Below are 19,155 nucleotides of genomic sequence, written 5' to 3' on the forward strand. Positions count from 1 at the left end.
GGCAATGCTGAAAATTAAGCGACTATATACATTCATGATGCAAACGTTCCTGCCGTTATTCTTTATGACGTTTGGTATTTGTTTGTTTATAGTGCTTATGCAGTTTATCTGGAGGTATATTGATGACATGGTGGGAAAGGGGCTTGATATGCTCGTTCTGGGTGAAATGTTCCTTTATGCTGCTCTGTCGTTGGTTCCTATGGCACTTCCACTTGCTATTCTTCTTTCTTCACTTATGACTTTCGGTAATTTGGGCGAACGCTTGGAGTTACTGGCGATGAAGTCGGCCGGGGTTTCTCTGATCCATATTATGAAACCCCTGATAATCCTTATCTTTTTTGTTAGTGTAGGGGCTTTTTTCTTTCAGAATAATGTAATGCCTGTTGTGCAGGTAAAACTATACTCCTTGCTTTATTCGATGAGGCAAAAGTCTCCCGAACTGGATATTCCCGAAGGTGTTTTCTTTCAGGAAATCACCGGCTACAACCTATATGTGAGGAATAAGAATACCAAGACCGGCCTTTTGGGAGACCTGATGATTTATGACTATTCCGAAGGTTTTAACAATGCCCGCGTGTTTGTCGCTGACTCAGGCCGGCTAAAGACCTCTGATGATAAACTATTCCTTGTTCTGACGTTATATAGTGGTGAGTCTTTTGAAAATGTGAATCCACAAGCAAATACGGCTGCCCGGGCGAAGGAAGCTGTCCCATACAGACGGGAAACCTTCTCTGAGAAAGAGATTCTGATTGAGTTTGACGGCAACTTTAACCGAACCGATGAATCTTTTTTCCAGAACAACTATATCGGGAAAGACCTGGAAACGTTACAGACATCCATAGACTCTATGACGGTACGCCTGGATAGTATTAAGAATGTAAATGCAAACAATGTCTATGCTTCGTCTTATAAAAGGTCGTTCCCGGGTTATACACAGAGAGGGACTCCGGAAACGCCGAAGCAGATAAACGATAAAACAGAAGATGTACTTGTATTGAATTACGACAGTTTATATCTTGCTAAAACTGCTGCCGATCAGGCTTCGATGCTTTCACGAACGAAATCCTCTATTGAAAACCTGAAATCAGACTATCACTTTAAAGCGCTAAGCATAGGGGATGAATCCTTAAGGTTGCGACGACATATTACGCAATGGCACAAAACATTTGCAGTTTCCTTTGCCTGCCTTGTCTTTTTCTTTATCGGAGCGCCTTTGGGAGCGATTATCAGAAAAGGAGGATTAGGAACACCTGTTGTGATTTCCGTAGTATTGTTTATTATCTATTATGTGATAGACAATATGGGCTTCAAGATGGCGCGTGATGGTGTTTGGCCGGCCTGGCAAGGTATGTGGCTGAGTTCGGCTGTTCTGACCCCTTTAGGTATCTTTCTTACCTACAAGGCCGTGAATGACTCTGTTATTTTGAATGCTGATACTTATCTGAATGCATTGAAGAGCCTGATAGGAAGACGTGCCACCCGTAAGGTGGAACGAAAAGAGGTTATTATCTTTAATCCCGATTACAAGGCATTGGTACCCCGTCTTGAAAATCTTATCAGTAACTGTCGCCTTTATATTTCCAAACATAAACGTTGGATCAGCTACATTACTTATTGGAGAGAAGGAGGGAAAGATGCTATAGCTGAACACTTGGCATTGGAAATGGAAAGCATCGTAGAGGAGCTTTCCAATTCGGATCAGAACCTGGTATTGAACAAGCTGATGGACTATCCCTTCATTGGCGGATACAAGCAATTAGGCGCTCATTTGAATCCAAAACTGAGTCTTGCTATCGGTGTGTTCTTTCCTTTAGGGCTTCCTGTTTATTTTCTTTCTATTTATCAACGGAAATTATTACGCCAGGATATTGAGACTGTCCGTAAAGTCAGTGAAGAACTAAAGGATATGATCTCTGAATTATAATCTATTTATATTTCATACCTTTGTATGAAGAAAACGTAGAAACACAAAATCAATATGAATGATACAAAGTTAAATACCATTGAGGAAGCTATAGAAGATTTCCGCGAAGGTAAATTTGTGATTGTAGTAGACGATGAAGACCGTGAAAATGAAGGCGATTTCATTATTGCGGCTGAAAAAATAACGCCCGAGAAAGTAAACTTCATGATGACATACGGGCGGGGCGTATTATGCGCACCAATCACTGAAGAACGTTGCGAAGAGTTAGAACTGGAAATGCAGGTTACGCGCAACACATCGATATTGGAAACGCCTTTTACCGTAACGGTTGACAAACTGGGCGGAGGTTGTACCACCGGAGTATCCATGTACGACCGGGCGCAAACTATTCTGGCGCTTGCCAACCCGAATACAAAACCAACAGATTTGGGACGTCCGGGGCATGTAAGCCCATTGCGTGCCCGTTCAAGAGGTGTACTTCGTCGTTCCGGTCATACGGAAGCAACGGTAGACATGGCTCGCCTGGCCGGGCTTTATCCTGCCGGAGCCTTGATTGAAATTATCAATGAAGACGGAACAATGGCTCGCTTGCCTGAGCTTATGGAAATTTCCAAAAGGTTCGGAATTAAAATCATCAGTATCCGCGACCTGATTGCTTACCGGCTCAAGAACGAATCGCTTGTTGAAGCAGGTGTTGAGGTAGATATGCCTACCGAATACGGGCATTTCCGCTTGATTCCTTTCAAGCAAAAAAGTAATGGGTTAGAACATATTGCCCTGATAAAAGGAGAGTTTACCAAAGATGATCCTATATTGGTTCGCGTTCATTCTTCCTGTGCTACCGGTGATATCTTCGGTTCCAGGCGTTGCGAATGCGGCGAACAGCTCCACAAGGCCATTCAGATGGTAGAGAAAGAAGGAAAAGGAGTTATTATTTACCTGAATCAGGAAGGCCGTGGGATTGGTCTGATGGATAAAATGAAAGCCTATAAACTACAAGAGGAAGGCCTGGATACGGTAGATGCTAATCTGCACTTGGGGCATCAGGCCGACGAAAGAGATTATGGGGTAGGGGCTCAGATCTTGCGCCATCTGGGCGTTTGCAAGATGCGCCTGATGACCAATAATCCGGTAAAACGAGTAGGTTTGGAAGCCTATGGACTGACAGTTGTAGAGAATGTTCCGATAGAGATTACCCCTAATAAATACAACGAATTTTATCTGAAAACGAAAAAGGAACGAATGGGGCATACACTCCATAATATTAAATAACTTACAAAATGTTGTAAATTATCCGCTTAATGATTAATTTTGTTGCATCATCATAAACAAATCAAGCAAAATTCGAATTATGACGCAAGTTTCAGAACGTTTAGCAAGCTTATCGCCATCAGAAACACTGGCGATGTCGCAAAAGAGCAATGAGCTTAAGGCTCAGGGCATCGATGTAATTAACCTAAGTGTTGGAGAACCCGACTTTTTTACACCGGATCATATTAAAGAAGCTGCAAAGAAAGCCATTGACGACAACTTCTCTTTCTATTCTCCCGTACCGGGATATATGGATCTGCGAAAAGCCATTGTAGATAAGCTGAAACGTGAAAACGGACTGGACTATACAACAGACCAGATCATAGTATCGGGTGGAGCAAAACAGTCGGTATGTAACGTATTGCTGAGCATCATCGGACCGGGTGACGAAGTGATCGTTCCCGCCCCTTATTGGGTGAGTTATGTAGAGATGGTGAAGCTGGCAGAAGGTACCAACGTAATTGTAGAAGCAGGGATTGAACAGGAGTTCAAGATTACTCCCGCACAGCTTGAAGCTGCGATTACTCCCAAGACAAAGGCTCTGATCCTTTGCTCTCCTTCCAATCCAACGGGTAGTGTTTACAGCAAAGAAGAATTGAAAGGCCTGGCAGATGTATTGGCTAAACATCCGAATGTTGTTGTATTGGCAGATGAGATTTACGAGCATATTAACTACATAGGCAAGCATGAAAGCATCGCTCAGTTTGATAATATCAGAGATCGCGTCGTAGTGATCAATGGTGTTTCCAAGGCATATGCAATGACAGGCTGGCGTATCGGGTTCATTGCTGCTCCGCTTTGGATTGCCAAGGCTTGTAATAAGCTACAGGGGCAATATACTTCAGGTCCATGTTCGGTTGCTCAGAAAGCCTCTGTTGCGGCTTTTAACGGTCCTCAGGAATGTGTTGCCGAGATGCGTAAGGCCTTCCTTCGCCGTCGCGACCTAGTAATCAATTTGTGTAAGGACATCCCCGGTATCAAGATCAATGTACCACAAGGCGCTTTCTATGTATTCCCTGAGTTGGATTACTATTTCGGAAAGAGTGCCGACGGACGGAAAATAGAAAATGCAGCTGATCTGGCTATGTACCTGCTGGAAGTAGGACATGTGGCAACCGTAGGAGGAGCAGCCTTTGGTGCTCCGAAGTGCTTACGTTTCTCGTATGCTACATCCGACGAAAATCTGATTGAAGCAATCAGCCGCATGAAGAAAGCACTCGCAGCCTTGAAATAACCTTTGTTTATATTCCCAAAACAGATATCAGAAAGTGGCCATTAAGCCACTTTCTTTTTAAAGAACTAATCATATTTATAACCGTATGAAAACAACAAACTTGAAAAAGATAGGAGGTTCATGCCTATTGCTTCTTTCCTTCTTACTGGGAAGTTTTACAATCAATGCTCAGCACTCCCCGCTTAAACTGACACTAAAACCCAGAGCTGATAAATCAAAATTTAAAGATAGAAAAACCTTTGATTTTTGGATTGAAAATACATCCGGCAGCGAGACAATCCCTGTTCTTGTAGCTCTCGAAGCAGAGGTTTTTTGGGGCGGGTATAAAGCCCTTTATTTTACAGAATTAGACGGGAAAGTAGCACCTCCTGAATCTAAACCACTGCCGATGTTACCATCTGAGCCAAAAAATAAAGGGATTGTAGACCTTAAACCGGGTGAAAGCATCAAGGTCGACTTCGGCTTTCTGACGACACCTACATTCGGCGTCTATAAACTATGGGCCGTATATGTACAAGATCCTGCTACACTGACCCCCGAATATCGCAAAAAATTAGGCAAAAAAGCCGATAAACTTCAAGCCTACGAACTACATTCGGATACGCTTACTTACGACTTCACAGCGCAATGCGCGCCTTTGGAAAAGGAACTCGATTACAAATCACTCTTGGAAGCCGTCAAACGCCCCAATAGCACAGTCATGGATTATACATATAAGGAATACGGAGTGAATGAATACTTGGCTTATTTCTCTACCGATTTGAAGCATTTAATACGATTGAAAGTAGCATCGAAGGAAGAAGCCGAAATGATACCGCAATTGCTTCCTATGCTTAAAAACGTAAGAGGACTGCATGTAGAGCTTGCGCCAGGCGAAGCGATTCCCAACTATGTGAAGCAATTCCCCAATCTGATATCACTTACAATCAGAGTAAAAGACAATCAGAAAACGCAGACTCCTTTAGAGGGATTAGAGCAATTAGCCATGCTGCAAAATATGCTTCAACACCTGGAGCTACAGCAAACTTTCATCAAAGACTGCCCGCAGTGGATCACAACAAGCAACAATCTGCGTTCTTTACACATTGAATCAAACGCATTTCTGAACTATTCTGAGGTAACAAAGATTCCCAACTTGGAAGTTCTTTCCTTAAATATCAGATCCGACGAACAAGCCACTCTCGACTTGTCTAAAGCAACCAAATTAGAAAAGCTTTCATTCATTAGCTATAAATATGGATTAGCCGGGAAGTCACTCCTGAATTTAAAAAAGTTACATACATTACAAATAGTTGCCGACAGAATCGAACGTGTACCCGCACTAACAGGGCTTAATGTGGAAAATCTCACGATCAAACTCGAAGACAATCTGGCCGATCATTATCCTGTGGGAATGGATACGCTTCACAAGTTGAAACAGTTGAACCTCACCGGATGCTTTAACAATACCGACTTTCCGGATCTGTCAGCTTGTACCAGTCTGGAGTTTGCCGACATTACCGACCGTAGCATGACGGTTGTTTCAGCCAATCTGAAAAGTCTGCAAACCAAAGTGCCCAATTTCAAGTTAAGAGCTCCCAAAGTTCCTAAAGAATAAAAACAAGATGAGACAAACAGGCATAATAGTGTTAATCCTATGGATTAGCACTATTCCTCTTTTTGCACAAGAAAGCAATCTTGAGAAAGACAATCGAAATGCACGCACTTTTATCAATGCACTACTCGTGTATATCTATAAAAGTGAAGCCAGGCCGTATATCAAACAGTTTGATTATCAGTATAAAGATGGCTTGATTTGTGGGGTAGCATTCACATCAGACCCAACACACAAGAAATTGGAATACATAGAAATCAGGTTCGGAGATACAGGCTACATACAAACAATGCAAGGAGACGAAATCTACACCTATACTAAGCTAAAAGGCAACAATGCCCTGATAAACGTAGGTAAACACCTTTCACGTAAAATATGGATAGAGATAGGAGACAAAGGGGAAGTCGTAACTCTCACAAACGTGGAGACAAAAGATTCTAATCGGGAGATCGGACGGAAGTTAGTTGTAACATACGATGATCAAAACCGGATCGTACACCTCGAAGAGTATCAAATAGATTTGCTCAACGAAGCTATCCCTCCTCTGCTACGCATGGATAAGTCTACCGAGTATTTGGCCAATGACGGTGTAAGGATCGTAAGGCGCAATTACAAGAAAGAGAACGGTCTATCTCAAGTACATAACGTTTCGATCTCAACGCTAACAAAAGTCGATGATTTTGAATACATGAACGTAACGGACGATAATGTTAGCAAAACAAGGTACGACGAAAACGCTCGTATCCTATTCCAAAACTACCTGACAGACAACTCCGGATGGGAACAAATCAACGAGTACGAAAACGATCTGTTGATCAGAGAGACGCACCGCAATATCGTCAATGGAGTCATTCAGCCCTATTACGTACTCAATCATTTACCCGAAGGAAAACTCAAACAATATTACAACCAAGAAGGAACGTTATACAAAGAAGAGCAAAACTTCAAAACGCGTACAAAAGTGAACGACGAATGGACTCCATGGAAATATTAAGGGATTTCTACCCGGCAGTTTAGGGGATAGCGGAGGTTCTTAGACGATTTGTAGTAAGCCTCCATTGCTCCTATCTTCAGCTTGGCCCGCATTTTAATCGGGAGGTGATTATCATCGTCTCCAATCCATAATTCCATCGCTTCTTTGCTTTCGGTAAAGGCATCGTCATAGATATCTATGATGATGAGGCGGGTGCGATACTTCACATTTCCCCGTTCTATAATTCGCTGGCCGGCATAGCGATATGCTACGTTTATCAGGCTCTTTCCCATCCCTACTTCCAAAGGGTATTGTACGCCTACTTCTATATTAGTCCAATCAAAGGAACGGGCAAACATGAATGAACCCAGTAGGTCGAGTACACATTCTCCGGCTACCAATACGGTGTCGGCTCTTACTCTGGAGAGGTTTTTGCGAACGGCATGAATATGGGCTTTGTTGTCTTTATAGGTGTAGTTAAGATCATCCATTTCATAATACCCTCCTTCGTACGAACGTTTCCCACTGTATAATAAGCGGGGGTTTTCTTTTGAGATAAAGTTCTGCATGGTGTCACGGATACTGAATACCTTGTCTACCATCCCGGATGTATTTAATAGCAGAAAGGTATGCCAGGCAGGGGTATTTTTGTAGTTGGTATCCTTTATGGTCATAGAAGCAGTGCCAGCTTTCGGCATCAGTAATCCCCACTTGAAATAGAGGTCGTATTCCATTTGCTCCCCTTTTGCGAATACGTTGAGATCTAAGCACTGTTTTTGTGCCTGGGCAAACCATCCTACCAGGCAACATAGTATAACAAAAGAAAAACGTTTAAAATGGCATTCCCGTACCGCTGCTGCCGGAACTTCTACTTTTTGTCTGTCTTCCTTCATTTCGGTGATCTCTTTTTTGTTTGGTAACCTCTTTGGGTTTGTTCTTTGTTATATCTAACGGTTTTTGCTTCGTAAATGTTGCGGCATTGATATCCCAAGACTCCTCTACTTCCCAATTTTTCATTATATTAAACATACTGGGGCAATAGATAACCTTCTCCGGTTGACGTTTTTCGGCATAGTTTCCGGTATCCCACTTAAAGTTTTCGTTCTCGTCGATTACCAGCCTGACATAATACTTGTCGGGCTTCAGGTTCATGAAAAGGACTCCTCCTTTTTCTACCCAGCCTTTACGTAGCGGAACATCCGATGAGTTCAACAGCTCTACGAAAGCAACGGTAGAATCTGTCGGTAATCCGTTTATGTTAAGATAGAAGTGTCCGTATTCATCCTCGTTCTTTATTTTGAACGTTTGGCTTTTCGGGTCATTCCATTTTCCGTAAATACTGAAAATCGCGGCTGAGTCTACTTCCAATCGGAATTCTTCTCCGTAATTCCATTTGCGGTTAATGAAGTAACCGAGTGAGTTGGTCGAATCGGGAAAGAATTCAAATTCTGCCGGAATCCAGACGGTATCTACTTTCTGGCTCAGGGAGAACCACTCTTTATTTACATCCAGTACCGGCTCACTAAACAGGATAGAAACCGTATCGGATATGTCCATCGAACCGGAGGCATCAATCGTCATGCCCAGAAATACAATGGGTTCGGGTTCATCATTTTTCTTTTTCTTCTTGGGCTCCGGCATACGGCGTATGGCTGCCGTCAGGGTATCGGTTTGCGGCTGAAGTACATTCAGCGAGTCGCTCTTGGGATACGTTACTTCTATTTTGAGCGTATCTTGTTGCCATACCTCCGGATCAGTCAACCAATAGTTTACCGCTTTGTCTTCTTCTGCCCATTGAGGGAAATACCAGTCATCCTGAGCCGGTGTGAAATTCAGGGGGATAGGGTGGGGCATGGTATCCAACTCGGCGTTAAAACGAAGCGTAAACATATTCTCCTGTTGCCGTTCAGGGCGCAGGATATACTGGCGTTTAAAATCTTCTTTGAAAAGCCGTAGCTCAATATCGTCGGGCATAAAGCGCGTATAATGTACTGTCTTTATGGTATCTATTGTCAGGGTATCTTTCCACAAGGTATCCTGTCGCGAGGTAAACTCGAAAGTAGGAATAATCAGCGAGTCACAGAAGGCGATATCTTCACCGGCCTGGTCAAACTTATAATCGCGGTTCACATCGTTGAGGGCAAAGATGCGGTAGGTACCCGGAGCAATGTTGCGGATGACAAACTTCCCTTTTTCATTGGTACGCGATGTCCGGATAAAAGGCTCTTTCGTAAAAGCCGTATCTTCCAGATTATTGTGTAATCCGATAGTGATACCCTGCATCGGCTCCAGGTTTTCGGCATTCAGCAGATAGCCGGAAACTTCCAGTGAGTCGATCACATCACCCGTAGAGAAGGCAAACGTAAAGTTCTCAAATACATTCTTCTCGTTATTATCGGCAATGGAGTTGGTGAAGTCTACCGTGTAAGTAGTATTGTCTTTCAGCGTATCTTTCAGCTCGACGGTTACTTTCTTTCCGGCTGCCCGGACAACAGGCATTTGTAGCTGGGGAGGCGTTACAATTACATTCTCGGAAGGCTTATCCAGCTGGATTAACTCGTCAAACAGAATCTCAACCTTCTTCCCTTTGTAGTTCACCTGATTGGGCGTTGGCGTACTGCTGATAAACTTGGGAGGGTCTTCATCGTATGGGCCGCCATTGGGTGTTCCTACATTGGCGCACGAATAAATAAGGAAAACGGTACACAAACCAATGAATACCGGTATATTTTTTTTGATATATTGAATCTTCATTCAGCTATTAATTTGTCAATGACCAGACAAAAATAGCTAAATTCCTGAGAATCCTAATAATCAGATTTGTGAAACAGAAATTATTTCTATATTTACGGAATAACTTACTCTATACATTATGTTACAAAAAGAACTGCAAGGTCACCAGTGGAAAGCATTTGAGAGGCATCCGATGTACGGACGCAATATGGCTGTTAAGATATTTATGTTCCTTGTTTTCGGGATGATAGCCGTTTATCTACTGATGTTTGGTTTCATTTTGAGTGACTTACTGCTGGAGGTAGGCGCTTATTCACGCGGTATTGATTCCTTTAACTACCTCCTTCTCTATATCTTTCTGGCAGATTTCCTGCTCAAGTATATGTTCAAGCAGAGCCAGACGATGCAGATTGTACCCTACCTGGCACTCCCTGTCAAGCGATTCCGTTTATTCAATTTTCTGCTGACGAAAGAATTCTCCAATGTCTGGAATTTATACCTGCTCCTGATGCTGCTTCCGTTTGTCATTAAGTCTGTTATTCCCTATTATGGAGCAATAAGTACGATACTTTATATGTTGTACATTTATCTGTCCTGCATCGGAAATAGCTTGTTGGTCAATATCTCGAACAATCTGTTCCGGCGTAACGGATGGTTTTTATTTCTGCCTGTTATTGTAGTGGCTATTATAGCCGGAATTACGTTTATACCGGGGCTAGATGTGTGTGACTATGCCGTACGGTGGGGAGAATGGATTCTGGAGAAGAATTTGCTTGCCTGGGGGGCTGTATTACTTGTCTTTGGCCTGTTCTGGTATATCAACCTGTCTATGATGCGGGAAGAATTATACCGGGCTTTGCAAGGAAAGAAGATTTCCGAAGGAGGAACTTTCTTCCGCCTGTCCTTCCTTGAGAGATTGGGTAGTGCCGGAGAGTTTATCAACTTGGAACTGAAGATGATTGCTCGCTCAAAACGCTTGAAGCAACAGGCGTTTTTCGGACTGTTCTTTGTTGTTTATTATTTTTTGATGATCGATTCTGAGGTATTTAAACTTACTTACTTTTTCCCGCTTTTCTTTACGATGTTTGTCGTAGGATGGGTGGGCTTGATTATGGCTCAATATATGTTTACTGCCGAATCTTCTTTCTTCGATGGACTGATGACCCGGAACGTATCTCTGCTCAGCATGATAAAGGCTAAGTATCTGTTGTATGTGTCGTGCTCTGTCGTATTGCTGCTTTTATTAATGAGCCTTGTTTATCTGGGCAAACTGGACTTCCTGTTCCTGGTATCTGTTTTTTTCTACACGAATGGGTTCTTGCTCTTTCTAATGTTCCAGAATGCCGTCTATAATAAAACCTATTTCAGTCATGCGGAGAGCGGACTTTTCAACTGGAAAGGAACATCCGGAAACATGATGATGGTTACCATGATTGCCATGTTTATACCTCTTGGCATTGTGATGATAATAAAAGGGGTCTTTAGTGCAGCTATAGCCTACTATTTTATGCTGATAGTCGGGCTGGGCTTTGTATTGACAGCTAATCTTTGGCTCGGCTGGACCTATAAGCGTTTCCTGAAAAGAAAATATATAAACATGGACGGATTCCGTAGCGATGCGTAACAATAACTGAATAAGAATACTACATTATGATACAAATTAAAGATTTAAAGAAGCAGTTTGGCGATAAAATCGCTGCAAATATACCTGAGCTAACCATCGAAGAAGGCAGCCTGATAGGGCTTGTAGGTAATAACGGTGCGGGAAAAACAACCTTGTTCCGCCTGATCCTCGACCTGTTGAAAGCGGATAGCGGATATGTATTGAACAGAGGACTGGATGTGTCTAAAAGCGAATATTGGAAGACATATACCGGCTCCTTCCTCGACAATCGTTTCCTGATTGACTTCCTCACGCCGGAAGAGTACTTCTATTTTGTAGGCAAAACCTACAATATGACGAAGGAGATGGTAGACGAACGCCTGGCCATGTTCAGCCGTTTTATGAACGATGAGATATTAGGACAGAAGAAGTATATCCGCAATTTCTCATCCGGCAATAAGCAAAAGATCGGCATTATGGCTGCTATGATGATCCGTCCGCAATTACTCATTCTCGACGAGCCATTCAACTTCCTGGATCCTTCTTCCCAGCTTGAAATCAGGGATATGATACAGAAAATGAATAAAGAAGAGAACGTAACGGTTCTGATATCCAGTCACAACCTTGCCTACACCACCGATATTTGCAGCCGGGTTATCTTATTGGAAAAAGGAGTCATTATCAACGACCTGGCCAATAGCCTGGAAGCAGTTGCCAACCTGAATTCGTATTTCGTGAAACAGGCTGTAGCCACAGATTAAAAGGCTTATACCCGCTTTAATAAGCGGAAACCGATACGGCAATAGAGGCATTTTTTCTTTTCGCAATACTCTCTTTTCAGTTGGATGAGCGCTTGTGTATCACCGGCATGGGATACATGGATACCTGCTTTGCTAAAAGTGGAAATAATGTTATTCCCCTCCGGAGGGATGCGCTCCAGCAAGCTGATTGCCCGTTCGCAATATTCGTCCTGCTTATTTTTCTGTCCGTAAGCGAATAAGATTGGTACTACTGCATTAATCAGTAATATATTCAAGGCATTGAATCCTAAACGTTTCTCTTTTTGCGGTGAGGCGTATTTGAAGTGGTAATGTGTTTCCCAATAATCGGAAGGAAGCACCTGTAGTAGTTTCTTGGTCTGTTCGATGTCTTTTTCTTCCAGAATGAGCGAGAATAAGGTATCATAGCGATACCATATAGCGGCTAATTGTGCCAGTTTAACATGTGGAAAACTCGCGGGCCTTACACGTAAACTCTTAAAAACAGACTGATCCAGAGGAGCTAAAGAGAATTTATGTTTCAAAAACTTGTACTCCTGTTGCAGCAGGCGATAATAATGGCAATTACCCTCTTCATCCAGCATACCGGCTTGTCCGAACAAAAGAGACTCTACCTGCGAACTGCTATTACGTTGTTTCTGTATATAGCGGAAAGGGAGACTTCGAGCCAGACGCTCGAAAGCATCATTGTTGATCCCGAAGCCAAAACAACGGCTTAACAGGATATAAAACACCTCGTTCCAATCATTCCCGTATTGATCTAGCAAAAGGAAGATATCTTTTGTTTTCCGTTCCAGCCTTTCACTGAGTAACGCTTCCATCCAGGATGATAATTGAATAGGCGGAATTTCCCGGATCGTATGAAAGCAAGGAATGGCAAGATCCTGCCTGAGAAGCCAGTCTATATTCTTGCGTACATGCTCCGGAACCGGTAAGCAAGCCTGAGGGATCGGTTCGTTGTTGGTACGGCAGATTCCGGCATCGTTTACTCCTACCAGGTGTAGAACCACGGCATCGTAAGCCTTATCTTTATCATGATTATGCCTGAGCCAGTCGGAGGCTTTATCGTGTATCTCAACGCTTCCTGCCCAAAGCGTTTCTCCTATCTTTACTTTTGCATTGAAAAAATCAGGACCGGCATCCGTATTCTGAATTCCGGGATCAATAACAGATACAGGCAAACCATCGGTAGTAACCAAACCGGTAGGGGAGTAGAGCTTGTACTTCCATACATAGTGCAATAAACGTTCCATTCTTTTGTAGTTAAGATTTGTGTTAAATATGCTGCAAAGATAATAAGAAACCTCCCTACAGCCTGTATTCGATGTGATTTTTTGAAAAATTGTGATATATTTTTTGCTAAATGATATATAATAACTTATTTTTGTGCTGTTCATCCTACCTGATTAGGAGGAAGGAGCTTCGAGGTCTGACATGACAAGATTCATGCCAGACCTTGGTCTTTTATAAGCGGCTTGTCCCGTTTTTCAGTTTCTTGTCAATTTGTTTTTCTCCGTATTCTTCATCTAAATAATAGGCAGTTAGCAGATAGAAATACTCTTGATTGCTTCTTTTGGGCTCTAAAACAATAACGTATTTATGTGGTTTGTCGTAAATGTAAGTTCGAGTTGTATTTTTGCCCCTAATTCTGTCTTCATGATCAAAAATAAAGACACCTTTGCCTCCACAAGCGTCTATGTGATGTCTTATCCAATGTAGTCTCTCAGAACGGCGCATGTCAAAGTTATCTCTTTTTTTCACCCCTTCTTCTGAGTCAGATTTGCATGTTAAATGCGAAAATAACACCATTTTAGTGCTTTCATCGCTATTCATTTGAGTGGGTCTGACTTCTTTTTCAAAAAATATCAGCTTCTTATTGAAATATATGTCTCTTTCATATATGGATAATAAGGTTTTATATCTTTGACTCTCTGTATATGAAAGTAAGTCAAGGCAATCATCGTATTTTTTTGTCGCATTGAAAGGCATGGCGTTATTTGAGATTTATGTAGAAGAGATTCATCTTTTCATAGCCTTTAGGAGTTGTTTTGCTTATATTGAAAGGATGTTGTTTTTCTATTTTTTCTACGATTTTACACTTGGCGATAACCTTGTATTCTTCTCTTAGTTTATAATTTATAGCCCCCATTATAACATCACATATCTGCATTAATGAGCTTTCATAAGATTTGATAAACTGACAATTCCTGATAGAAGAATTATATTTTAGAATAGTGTTTAACTTTTTGATTTTATAGTGACTACACGTATCTTTTATGTCAATGTAAATATTATAATTATCAGACAGATCCATCATATTGTGGAGTAGCTGATAATACATTTTGAAATAAAAGTCATCATAGGTGAAATTTTCTCGAGTTTCATCAATCTGTTTTTTATCCACAATAACCGATCTGAAAACTAAATCGCTGGAGAAGAAGTAATCAATCAATTCATTGAAGAATGGAGACATTTTTTTTGACACTTTGCTCCACTTTATTTCACCTTTGTATTTGTATTTGGCTCTGATATCTTTGATCGCTGCTTTATGAAAAGATAATTGATTATATGGGCATTTGATATAACCTATTAACATATAAGGCATTTTGTCATTTTGCAAATGAGTACTCTCGTCACAATATAGATTGTAAGTTCTTGACATAAAGTTATTTTTCAGCAAAGATAATGAAAAAGGGCCACCCGATAATCCGGAGTAGCCCTTTTAGTATTTATATGAACATTTACTTATTCAACGTTCAATGTTACGCGTTTGAAAGCAGTAACTGTAAGGTCTTTGTTTTGTTGTTTCAGATATTGGTCGATAGACAATTTGTTGTCTTTCACAAATTCCTGTTGCAACAAAGTGTTTTCTTTGTAGAATTTTTGCAAAGCGCCTTCAGCAATACGATCCAGCAGGTTTTCTGGTTTGCCTGCCTGACGTGCTTTATCGCGAGCGATTTCCATTTCCTGATCGATGATTTTTTGATCAACTTCAGCCGGAGTAACGGCTACCGGAGCCATAGCGGCTACCTGCATAGCGATATCGCGAGCTACCTGGAATTCTACACCGTCTTGGTTGAAAGCAACGATGGTTGCTAACTTGTTACCCGGGTGAATATAAGAAGCTGCTGTAGCTCCGTCCAGGAATTCATAGAATCCTAGTTCCATCTTTTCGCCTGTTACACCGATACGGTCGGTGATATGATCCTGGATAGCACGTCCGTCAGCCATAGGAGAAGCCAATAAAGCCTCCAATGATGTCGGTTTTTTATCCATAGCGATGTTCAGGATATCTTGAGTTAATGAAATAAACTGCTCATTCTTTGCAACAAAGTCAGTTTCGCATTTCAAGGCTACGATAGCAGCATGTCCTCCGTCTTGAGCGGCCAGTACACAACCTTCAGATGCTTCACGATCCGAACGTTTTGCGGCTACTGCCTGTCCTTTTTTACGGATGATTTCCATTGCTTTATCGAAATCGCCTTCTGCTTCTTGCAAAGCATTTTTACAATCCATCATACCCGCTCCGCTCATTTTGCGTAAGTGGGAGATTTCAGCCATTGTAACTGCCATAATTTATTTTTCCTTTCTTATTTAGTTACTCACCTATTTCAATATCTTTCGCTACTTTGTCAAGAACGTTTGCGTTCAACGCATCATCATCTTCTTTCTTTGTACGTTCTTTCTTTACGGTAGCTTTTGCTTTGCGCTCTCTTCTGGGCGTTGCTTCTTCAGCAGCTTCAGAATCTATTTTTTCAGCTTTACGTTCTTGTAAACCTTCATTGATAGCTTCGCAAACAGCGCCTACGATCACTTCTACCGATTTAGTAGCATCATCGTTAGCAGGAATTACGAAGTCAATGCTGTTCGGGTCTGAGTTGGTATCAACCATTCCGAATACAGGAATACCTAAACGGTTTGCTTCACGCACTGCAATATGTTCTTTCATCACGTCAACAACAAACAAAGCAGAAGGAAGACGGGTAAGGTCTATGATAGAACCTAACATCTTTTCCAGCTTGGCACGTTGGCGTGTGATCTGAAGTTTTTCTCTTTTCGAAAGATTATCAAATGTACCGTCTTTTGTCATCTTATCGATTGTAGTCATCTTTTTGATGGCTTTGCGGATCGTGGGGAAGTTGGTCAACATACCACCCGGCCAGCGTTCGATAACGAAAGGCATTCCTACGGAAGTAGCCTTATCTGCGACAATTTGTTTAGCTTGTTTTTTGGTAGCTACGAAAAGTATTTTCTTGCCCGACTTTGCCAGGTTTTTCATTACTTCGGCAGCTTCGTCAACTTTAGCAACTGTTTTATGTAAATCAATGATATGAATACCATTGCGCTCCATGAAAATATAAGGAGCCATTGCGGGGTTCCACTTTCTTTTTAAGTGTCCGAAGTGTACGCCTGCTTCTAATAATTGATCAAAATTAACTCTTGACATTTTTTTCTTTTTAAATCGTTTACATTCTGTTTTACCATTCAACCATCAGGTAGTCCTCCAACATATCAGCATGCAAAAGAAATCCTGACAATTTAGATACTAAACGCCTCTTTTTACTTGTAAGATACTCACAAATAAGGTTAACGTTTGCTGAACTGGAATCTCTTACGTGCTTTCGGTTGTCCCGGTTTTTTACGTTCAACAACGCGTGGATCGCGGGTTACGAAACCTTCTGCTCTCAGAGCCGGTTTATCTTCCGGATTGATTTTGATCAATGCGCGGGCGATAGCCAAACGGGCTGCTTCGGATTGTCCTTTGAAGCCGCCTCCGCCTAAATTGATGCGGATATCATATTGCTCTGCTACATTCAGTTTGTTAAGCGGCTGCTTTACAATGAACTGAAGGATAGAAGAAGGAAAGTAATTTTCAATGTCGCGTTTGTTGATAGTGATCTTACCGGTACCTTCGCTAACGTATACACGAGCAATTGCCGCTTTACGTCTTCCTATTGCATTTACTACTTCCATAATATTATTTAAGTGAGTTAATATCAATTGATTTGGGTTGTTGAGCCTCATGTTTGTGCTCTGTTCCGGCATATACATATAAGTTGCCTAGCAACTTAGCTCCCAATCGGTTTTTAGGTAACATACCCTTTACTACTTTACGGAACAAACGGTCTTCACCTTTTTCTTTTAGTTGAGCAGGTGTAAATTCACGTTGTCCACCGGGATATCCGGTATATCTCAAATAAATACGATCGTTCCACTTATTTCCTGTCAGAACGACTTTGTCTGCATTGATGATAATTACGTTATCACCACAATCAACATGAGGTGTGAAATTGGGTTTGTACTTGCCGCGCAAAAGCTTCGCAACTTTTGAACACAAGCGACCCAAATGCTGGTCTGTAGCGTCTACTACAACCCATTCTTTGTTTACAGTTGCTTTGTTTGCAGAAATGGTCTTAAAACTTAAAGTATCCACTTTCTTTCTAATTTTTTTAATTAATAATTCAAAAAACAAGTTCCCAACATCATTCTTGCCTCGGACACAAGATACAACAATGCGCTAAGAACTAAACTCTTAGTATATTCGGATAATAATCGGCTTGCAAAGGTACGCGTTTTCTTTGAAATACAAAACATTTAACGGAAAAAGTACCCTAAAGAGAAGGAGATATTATTGTGATAAACACGGGATTCACTTTCTTTTTTATCCACACGGCAATCCAGTATACCATTATATATATCGATGGCGAAGAATACTTTTTTATATTCTACACTGATCCCGGCATTGCATCCCAGGTCGAAAGATTTCATGTTTTTTTCCGTTTGGGGGCGGCTTTCTCCGTTTATCGCCAGGGTTTTCATTTTCCCCCACAAACGAAAATCAGGAACCAATCCTCCGTACACTGCCATGCGAACGCCCGAAATAGGAATGTTGAATGCTATATTTAAAGGAGTTTGCAGGGAATAGTAATTGCATGTATGCTTCAAGCCGGGGAGTTTGTCTTCATTATAATCGGAGAAAAAATGTCCTCCCTGCTTGGTGAAGGCTATTTCAGGACGAAAAGAAAACCTGCGGTAGAAGGGAATATCTGCCAGTCCGGCCACACTGAATCCCAGTTGTGAGCCCGACTCATGGTCCAGGTCAATCTTTTGTATCATAGAACTCCGTGCCAGTCCTGCCTTCACGCCAAACGTAACCTGAGCAGTAACAGCCGGGATTGCCCATACCATGATCAACCCTAACAAGACATATTTTCTGAAGCCTGTTTTCATCTTCACCTTATATAATAAGGGGCAAAATATAATAAGGGGCAAAGATAATCCATCGCCAGGAAGTTACCCCATGAAATCCCCGGAAATTTCTTTTTAATAGCTGAAAGGCAGTTACAGATTATAAGCAACGGGCTACCAAGATGAACAACCGTTCCGGTTTTTTTGATGTTAAAAAACCCTATATCCTTACATATTTCTTCAAAAAGCAAATTTCGGCTAACGTTACTTTTATTCAAAAGCGACAAAAAATAAAAATCCGAAAGACTTTTTAATATATTTTCGCCGATATTTAACGTATTTTCAGCAAAAACACCGACTTTTCCCCATTTTATCTTCATGATTTACTGAAATCATCCAATTAAATCCCCTCATTTATCCAAATGATTCCGGATATTCATCCAAATGATTTTTTAACTATTTCGGCCAATCTCAAAACTGGATGGCTGGAATATGTAAAACGAAGCATTTTTTAACGCAAAACCCACCCAAAAACGCTGTTCTTTTTAAGATAACAAAAAGACAGGTTTGAGTTAAAGAATATAGAATAATAGATGAAAAATGTTTGAAAAAGCGTTCTGCGTATTCCGTTCTACGTGCTGCAGCTTGCAAAACAACAAAGCTTAAGTGCCAAATAAAAGCCTTCTTTACAAGCTCCCCCTGCCTCAGCCCCAAATACGGCCTGCAAGCCGTGGGTAAATTAACATTTTGACAATTTGCAGTTTTATGTGTTTTTTTTATACTTTTACCACCATATCAATGACTAATCCTTTCTG

The 19,155-nt window shown here is 41.4% G+C and carries 18 protein-coding genes; 7 read left to right on the plus strand and 11 right to left on the minus strand.

Going from position 1 to position 19,155, the window contains the following annotated elements; translation table 11 throughout:
• Positions 1 to 4 precede the first annotated feature (4 nt).
• The 5 genes from M2470_RS12725 to M2470_RS12745 all read left to right on the plus strand — a co-directional run bounded on the left by M2470_RS12725 (position 5) and on the right by M2470_RS12745 (position 7,057).
• Entirely contained in the window at positions 5 to 1,924 is a 1,920-nt protein-coding gene (locus M2470_RS12725) for an LptF/LptG family permease (protein WP_280745373.1), read from the plus strand.
• A gap of 54 nt (positions 1,925 to 1,978) precedes the next feature.
• Positions 1,979 to 3,196, plus strand: coding sequence for a bifunctional 3,4-dihydroxy-2-butanone-4-phosphate synthase/GTP cyclohydrolase II (locus M2470_RS12730; RefSeq protein ID WP_280745374.1), 1,218 nt, complete (start codon positions 1,979 to 1,981; stop codon positions 3,194 to 3,196).
• A 79-nt stretch (positions 3,197 to 3,275) separates the two neighbouring features.
• Positions 3,276 to 4,469, plus strand: a complete 1,194-nt coding sequence (locus M2470_RS12735; RefSeq protein ID WP_280745375.1) for a pyridoxal phosphate-dependent aminotransferase — start codon at positions 3,276 to 3,278, stop codon at positions 4,467 to 4,469.
• A gap of 85 nt (positions 4,470 to 4,554) precedes the next feature.
• Positions 4,555 to 6,066 (plus strand): hypothetical protein, encoded by a 1,512-nt coding sequence (locus tag M2470_RS12740; protein WP_280745376.1) that lies wholly within the window; start codon positions 4,555 to 4,557, stop codon positions 6,064 to 6,066.
• A 7-nt stretch (positions 6,067 to 6,073) separates the two neighbouring features.
• Positions 6,074 to 7,057 carry a hypothetical protein gene (locus M2470_RS12745; RefSeq protein WP_280745377.1) on the plus strand — a complete coding sequence of 328 codons (984 nt, stop codon included), beginning with the start codon at positions 6,074 to 6,076 and terminating at the stop codon, positions 7,055 to 7,057.
• Here M2470_RS12745 and M2470_RS12750 read toward each other — a convergent pair.
• Together M2470_RS12750 and M2470_RS12755 are read right to left on the minus strand one after the other, a co-directional pair.
• Positions 7,054 to 7,929, minus strand: a complete 876-nt coding sequence (locus M2470_RS12750) for a DUF3108 domain-containing protein (protein WP_280745379.1) — start codon at positions 7,927 to 7,929, stop codon at positions 7,054 to 7,056. The genes M2470_RS12745 and M2470_RS12750 overlap by 4 nt on opposite strands.
• Positions 7,868 to 9,790, minus strand: coding sequence for an Ig-like domain-containing protein (locus tag M2470_RS12755; protein ID WP_280745380.1), 1,923 nt, complete (start codon positions 9,788 to 9,790; stop codon positions 7,868 to 7,870). Before M2470_RS12755 ends, M2470_RS12750 begins: the two co-directional genes overlap by 62 nt.
• A 118-nt stretch (positions 9,791 to 9,908) precedes the next feature.
• On the opposite strand from M2470_RS12755, the gene M2470_RS12760 reads away from it, so the two are divergent.
• Together M2470_RS12760 and M2470_RS12765 are read left to right on the plus strand one after the other, a co-directional pair.
• A complete protein-coding gene (locus M2470_RS12760) occupies positions 9,909 to 11,393 on the plus strand; it encodes a DUF5687 family protein (protein ID WP_280745381.1) in 1,485 nt (494 codons plus the stop codon).
• Between the two features lie 26 nt (positions 11,394 to 11,419).
• Positions 11,420 to 12,133, plus strand: a complete 714-nt coding sequence (locus tag M2470_RS12765; protein ID WP_280745382.1) for an ABC transporter ATP-binding protein — start codon at positions 11,420 to 11,422, stop codon at positions 12,131 to 12,133.
• Positions 12,134 to 12,138: 5 nt separating this feature from the next.
• Here the strand turns inward: M2470_RS12765 and M2470_RS12770 are convergent, their stop codons facing one another.
• The 9 genes from M2470_RS12770 to M2470_RS12810 all read right to left on the minus strand — a co-directional run bounded on the left by M2470_RS12770 (position 12,139) and on the right by M2470_RS12810 (position 18,720).
• The gene (locus M2470_RS12770) at positions 12,139 to 13,404 is read right to left on the minus strand and encodes a DUF2851 family protein (RefSeq protein WP_280745383.1); all 1,266 of its coding nucleotides are present in this window, start codon (positions 13,402 to 13,404) and stop codon (positions 12,139 to 12,141) included.
• Positions 13,405 to 13,615: 211 nt separating this feature from the next.
• The gene (locus M2470_RS12775; RefSeq protein ID WP_280745384.1) at positions 13,616 to 14,140 is read right to left on the minus strand and encodes a hypothetical protein; all 525 of its coding nucleotides are present in this window, start codon (positions 14,138 to 14,140) and stop codon (positions 13,616 to 13,618) included.
• A gap of 4 nt (positions 14,141 to 14,144) precedes the next feature.
• A complete protein-coding gene (locus M2470_RS12780; RefSeq protein WP_280745385.1) occupies positions 14,145 to 14,813 on the minus strand; it encodes a DUF3800 domain-containing protein in 669 nt (222 codons plus the stop codon).
• Positions 14,814 to 14,896: 83 nt separating this feature from the next.
• Entirely contained in the window at positions 14,897 to 15,724 is an 828-nt protein-coding gene (gene tsf, locus M2470_RS12785; protein WP_280745386.1) for a translation elongation factor Ts, read from the minus strand.
• A 25-nt stretch (positions 15,725 to 15,749) separates the two neighbouring features.
• A complete protein-coding gene (rpsB, locus tag M2470_RS12790; protein ID WP_280745387.1) occupies positions 15,750 to 16,598 on the minus strand; it encodes a 30S ribosomal protein S2 in 849 nt (282 codons plus the stop codon).
• 140 nt (positions 16,599 to 16,738) lie between these two features.
• Positions 16,739 to 17,125 carry a 30S ribosomal protein S9 gene (gene rpsI / locus M2470_RS12795; protein WP_280745388.1) on the minus strand — a complete coding sequence of 129 codons (387 nt, stop codon included), beginning with the start codon at positions 17,123 to 17,125 and terminating at the stop codon, positions 16,739 to 16,741.
• A gap of 4 nt (positions 17,126 to 17,129) precedes the next feature.
• Positions 17,130 to 17,585 carry a 50S ribosomal protein L13 gene (gene rplM / locus M2470_RS12800; protein WP_280745389.1) on the minus strand — a complete coding sequence of 152 codons (456 nt, stop codon included), beginning with the start codon at positions 17,583 to 17,585 and terminating at the stop codon, positions 17,130 to 17,132.
• Positions 17,586 to 17,746: 161 nt separating this feature from the next.
• Positions 17,747 to 18,382, minus strand: a complete 636-nt coding sequence (locus M2470_RS12805) for a porin family protein (RefSeq protein ID WP_280745390.1) — start codon at positions 18,380 to 18,382, stop codon at positions 17,747 to 17,749.
• Between the two features lie 2 nt (positions 18,383 to 18,384).
• Positions 18,385 to 18,720, minus strand: coding sequence for a hypothetical protein (locus M2470_RS12810; protein WP_280745391.1), 336 nt, complete (start codon positions 18,718 to 18,720; stop codon positions 18,385 to 18,387).
• Positions 18,721 to 19,155: the final 435 nt, after the last annotated feature.

The organism is Parabacteroides sp. PH5-46 (genome assembly GCF_029892785.1).
Taxonomy (GTDB): domain Bacteria; phylum Bacteroidota; class Bacteroidia; order Bacteroidales; family Tannerellaceae; genus DFXE01.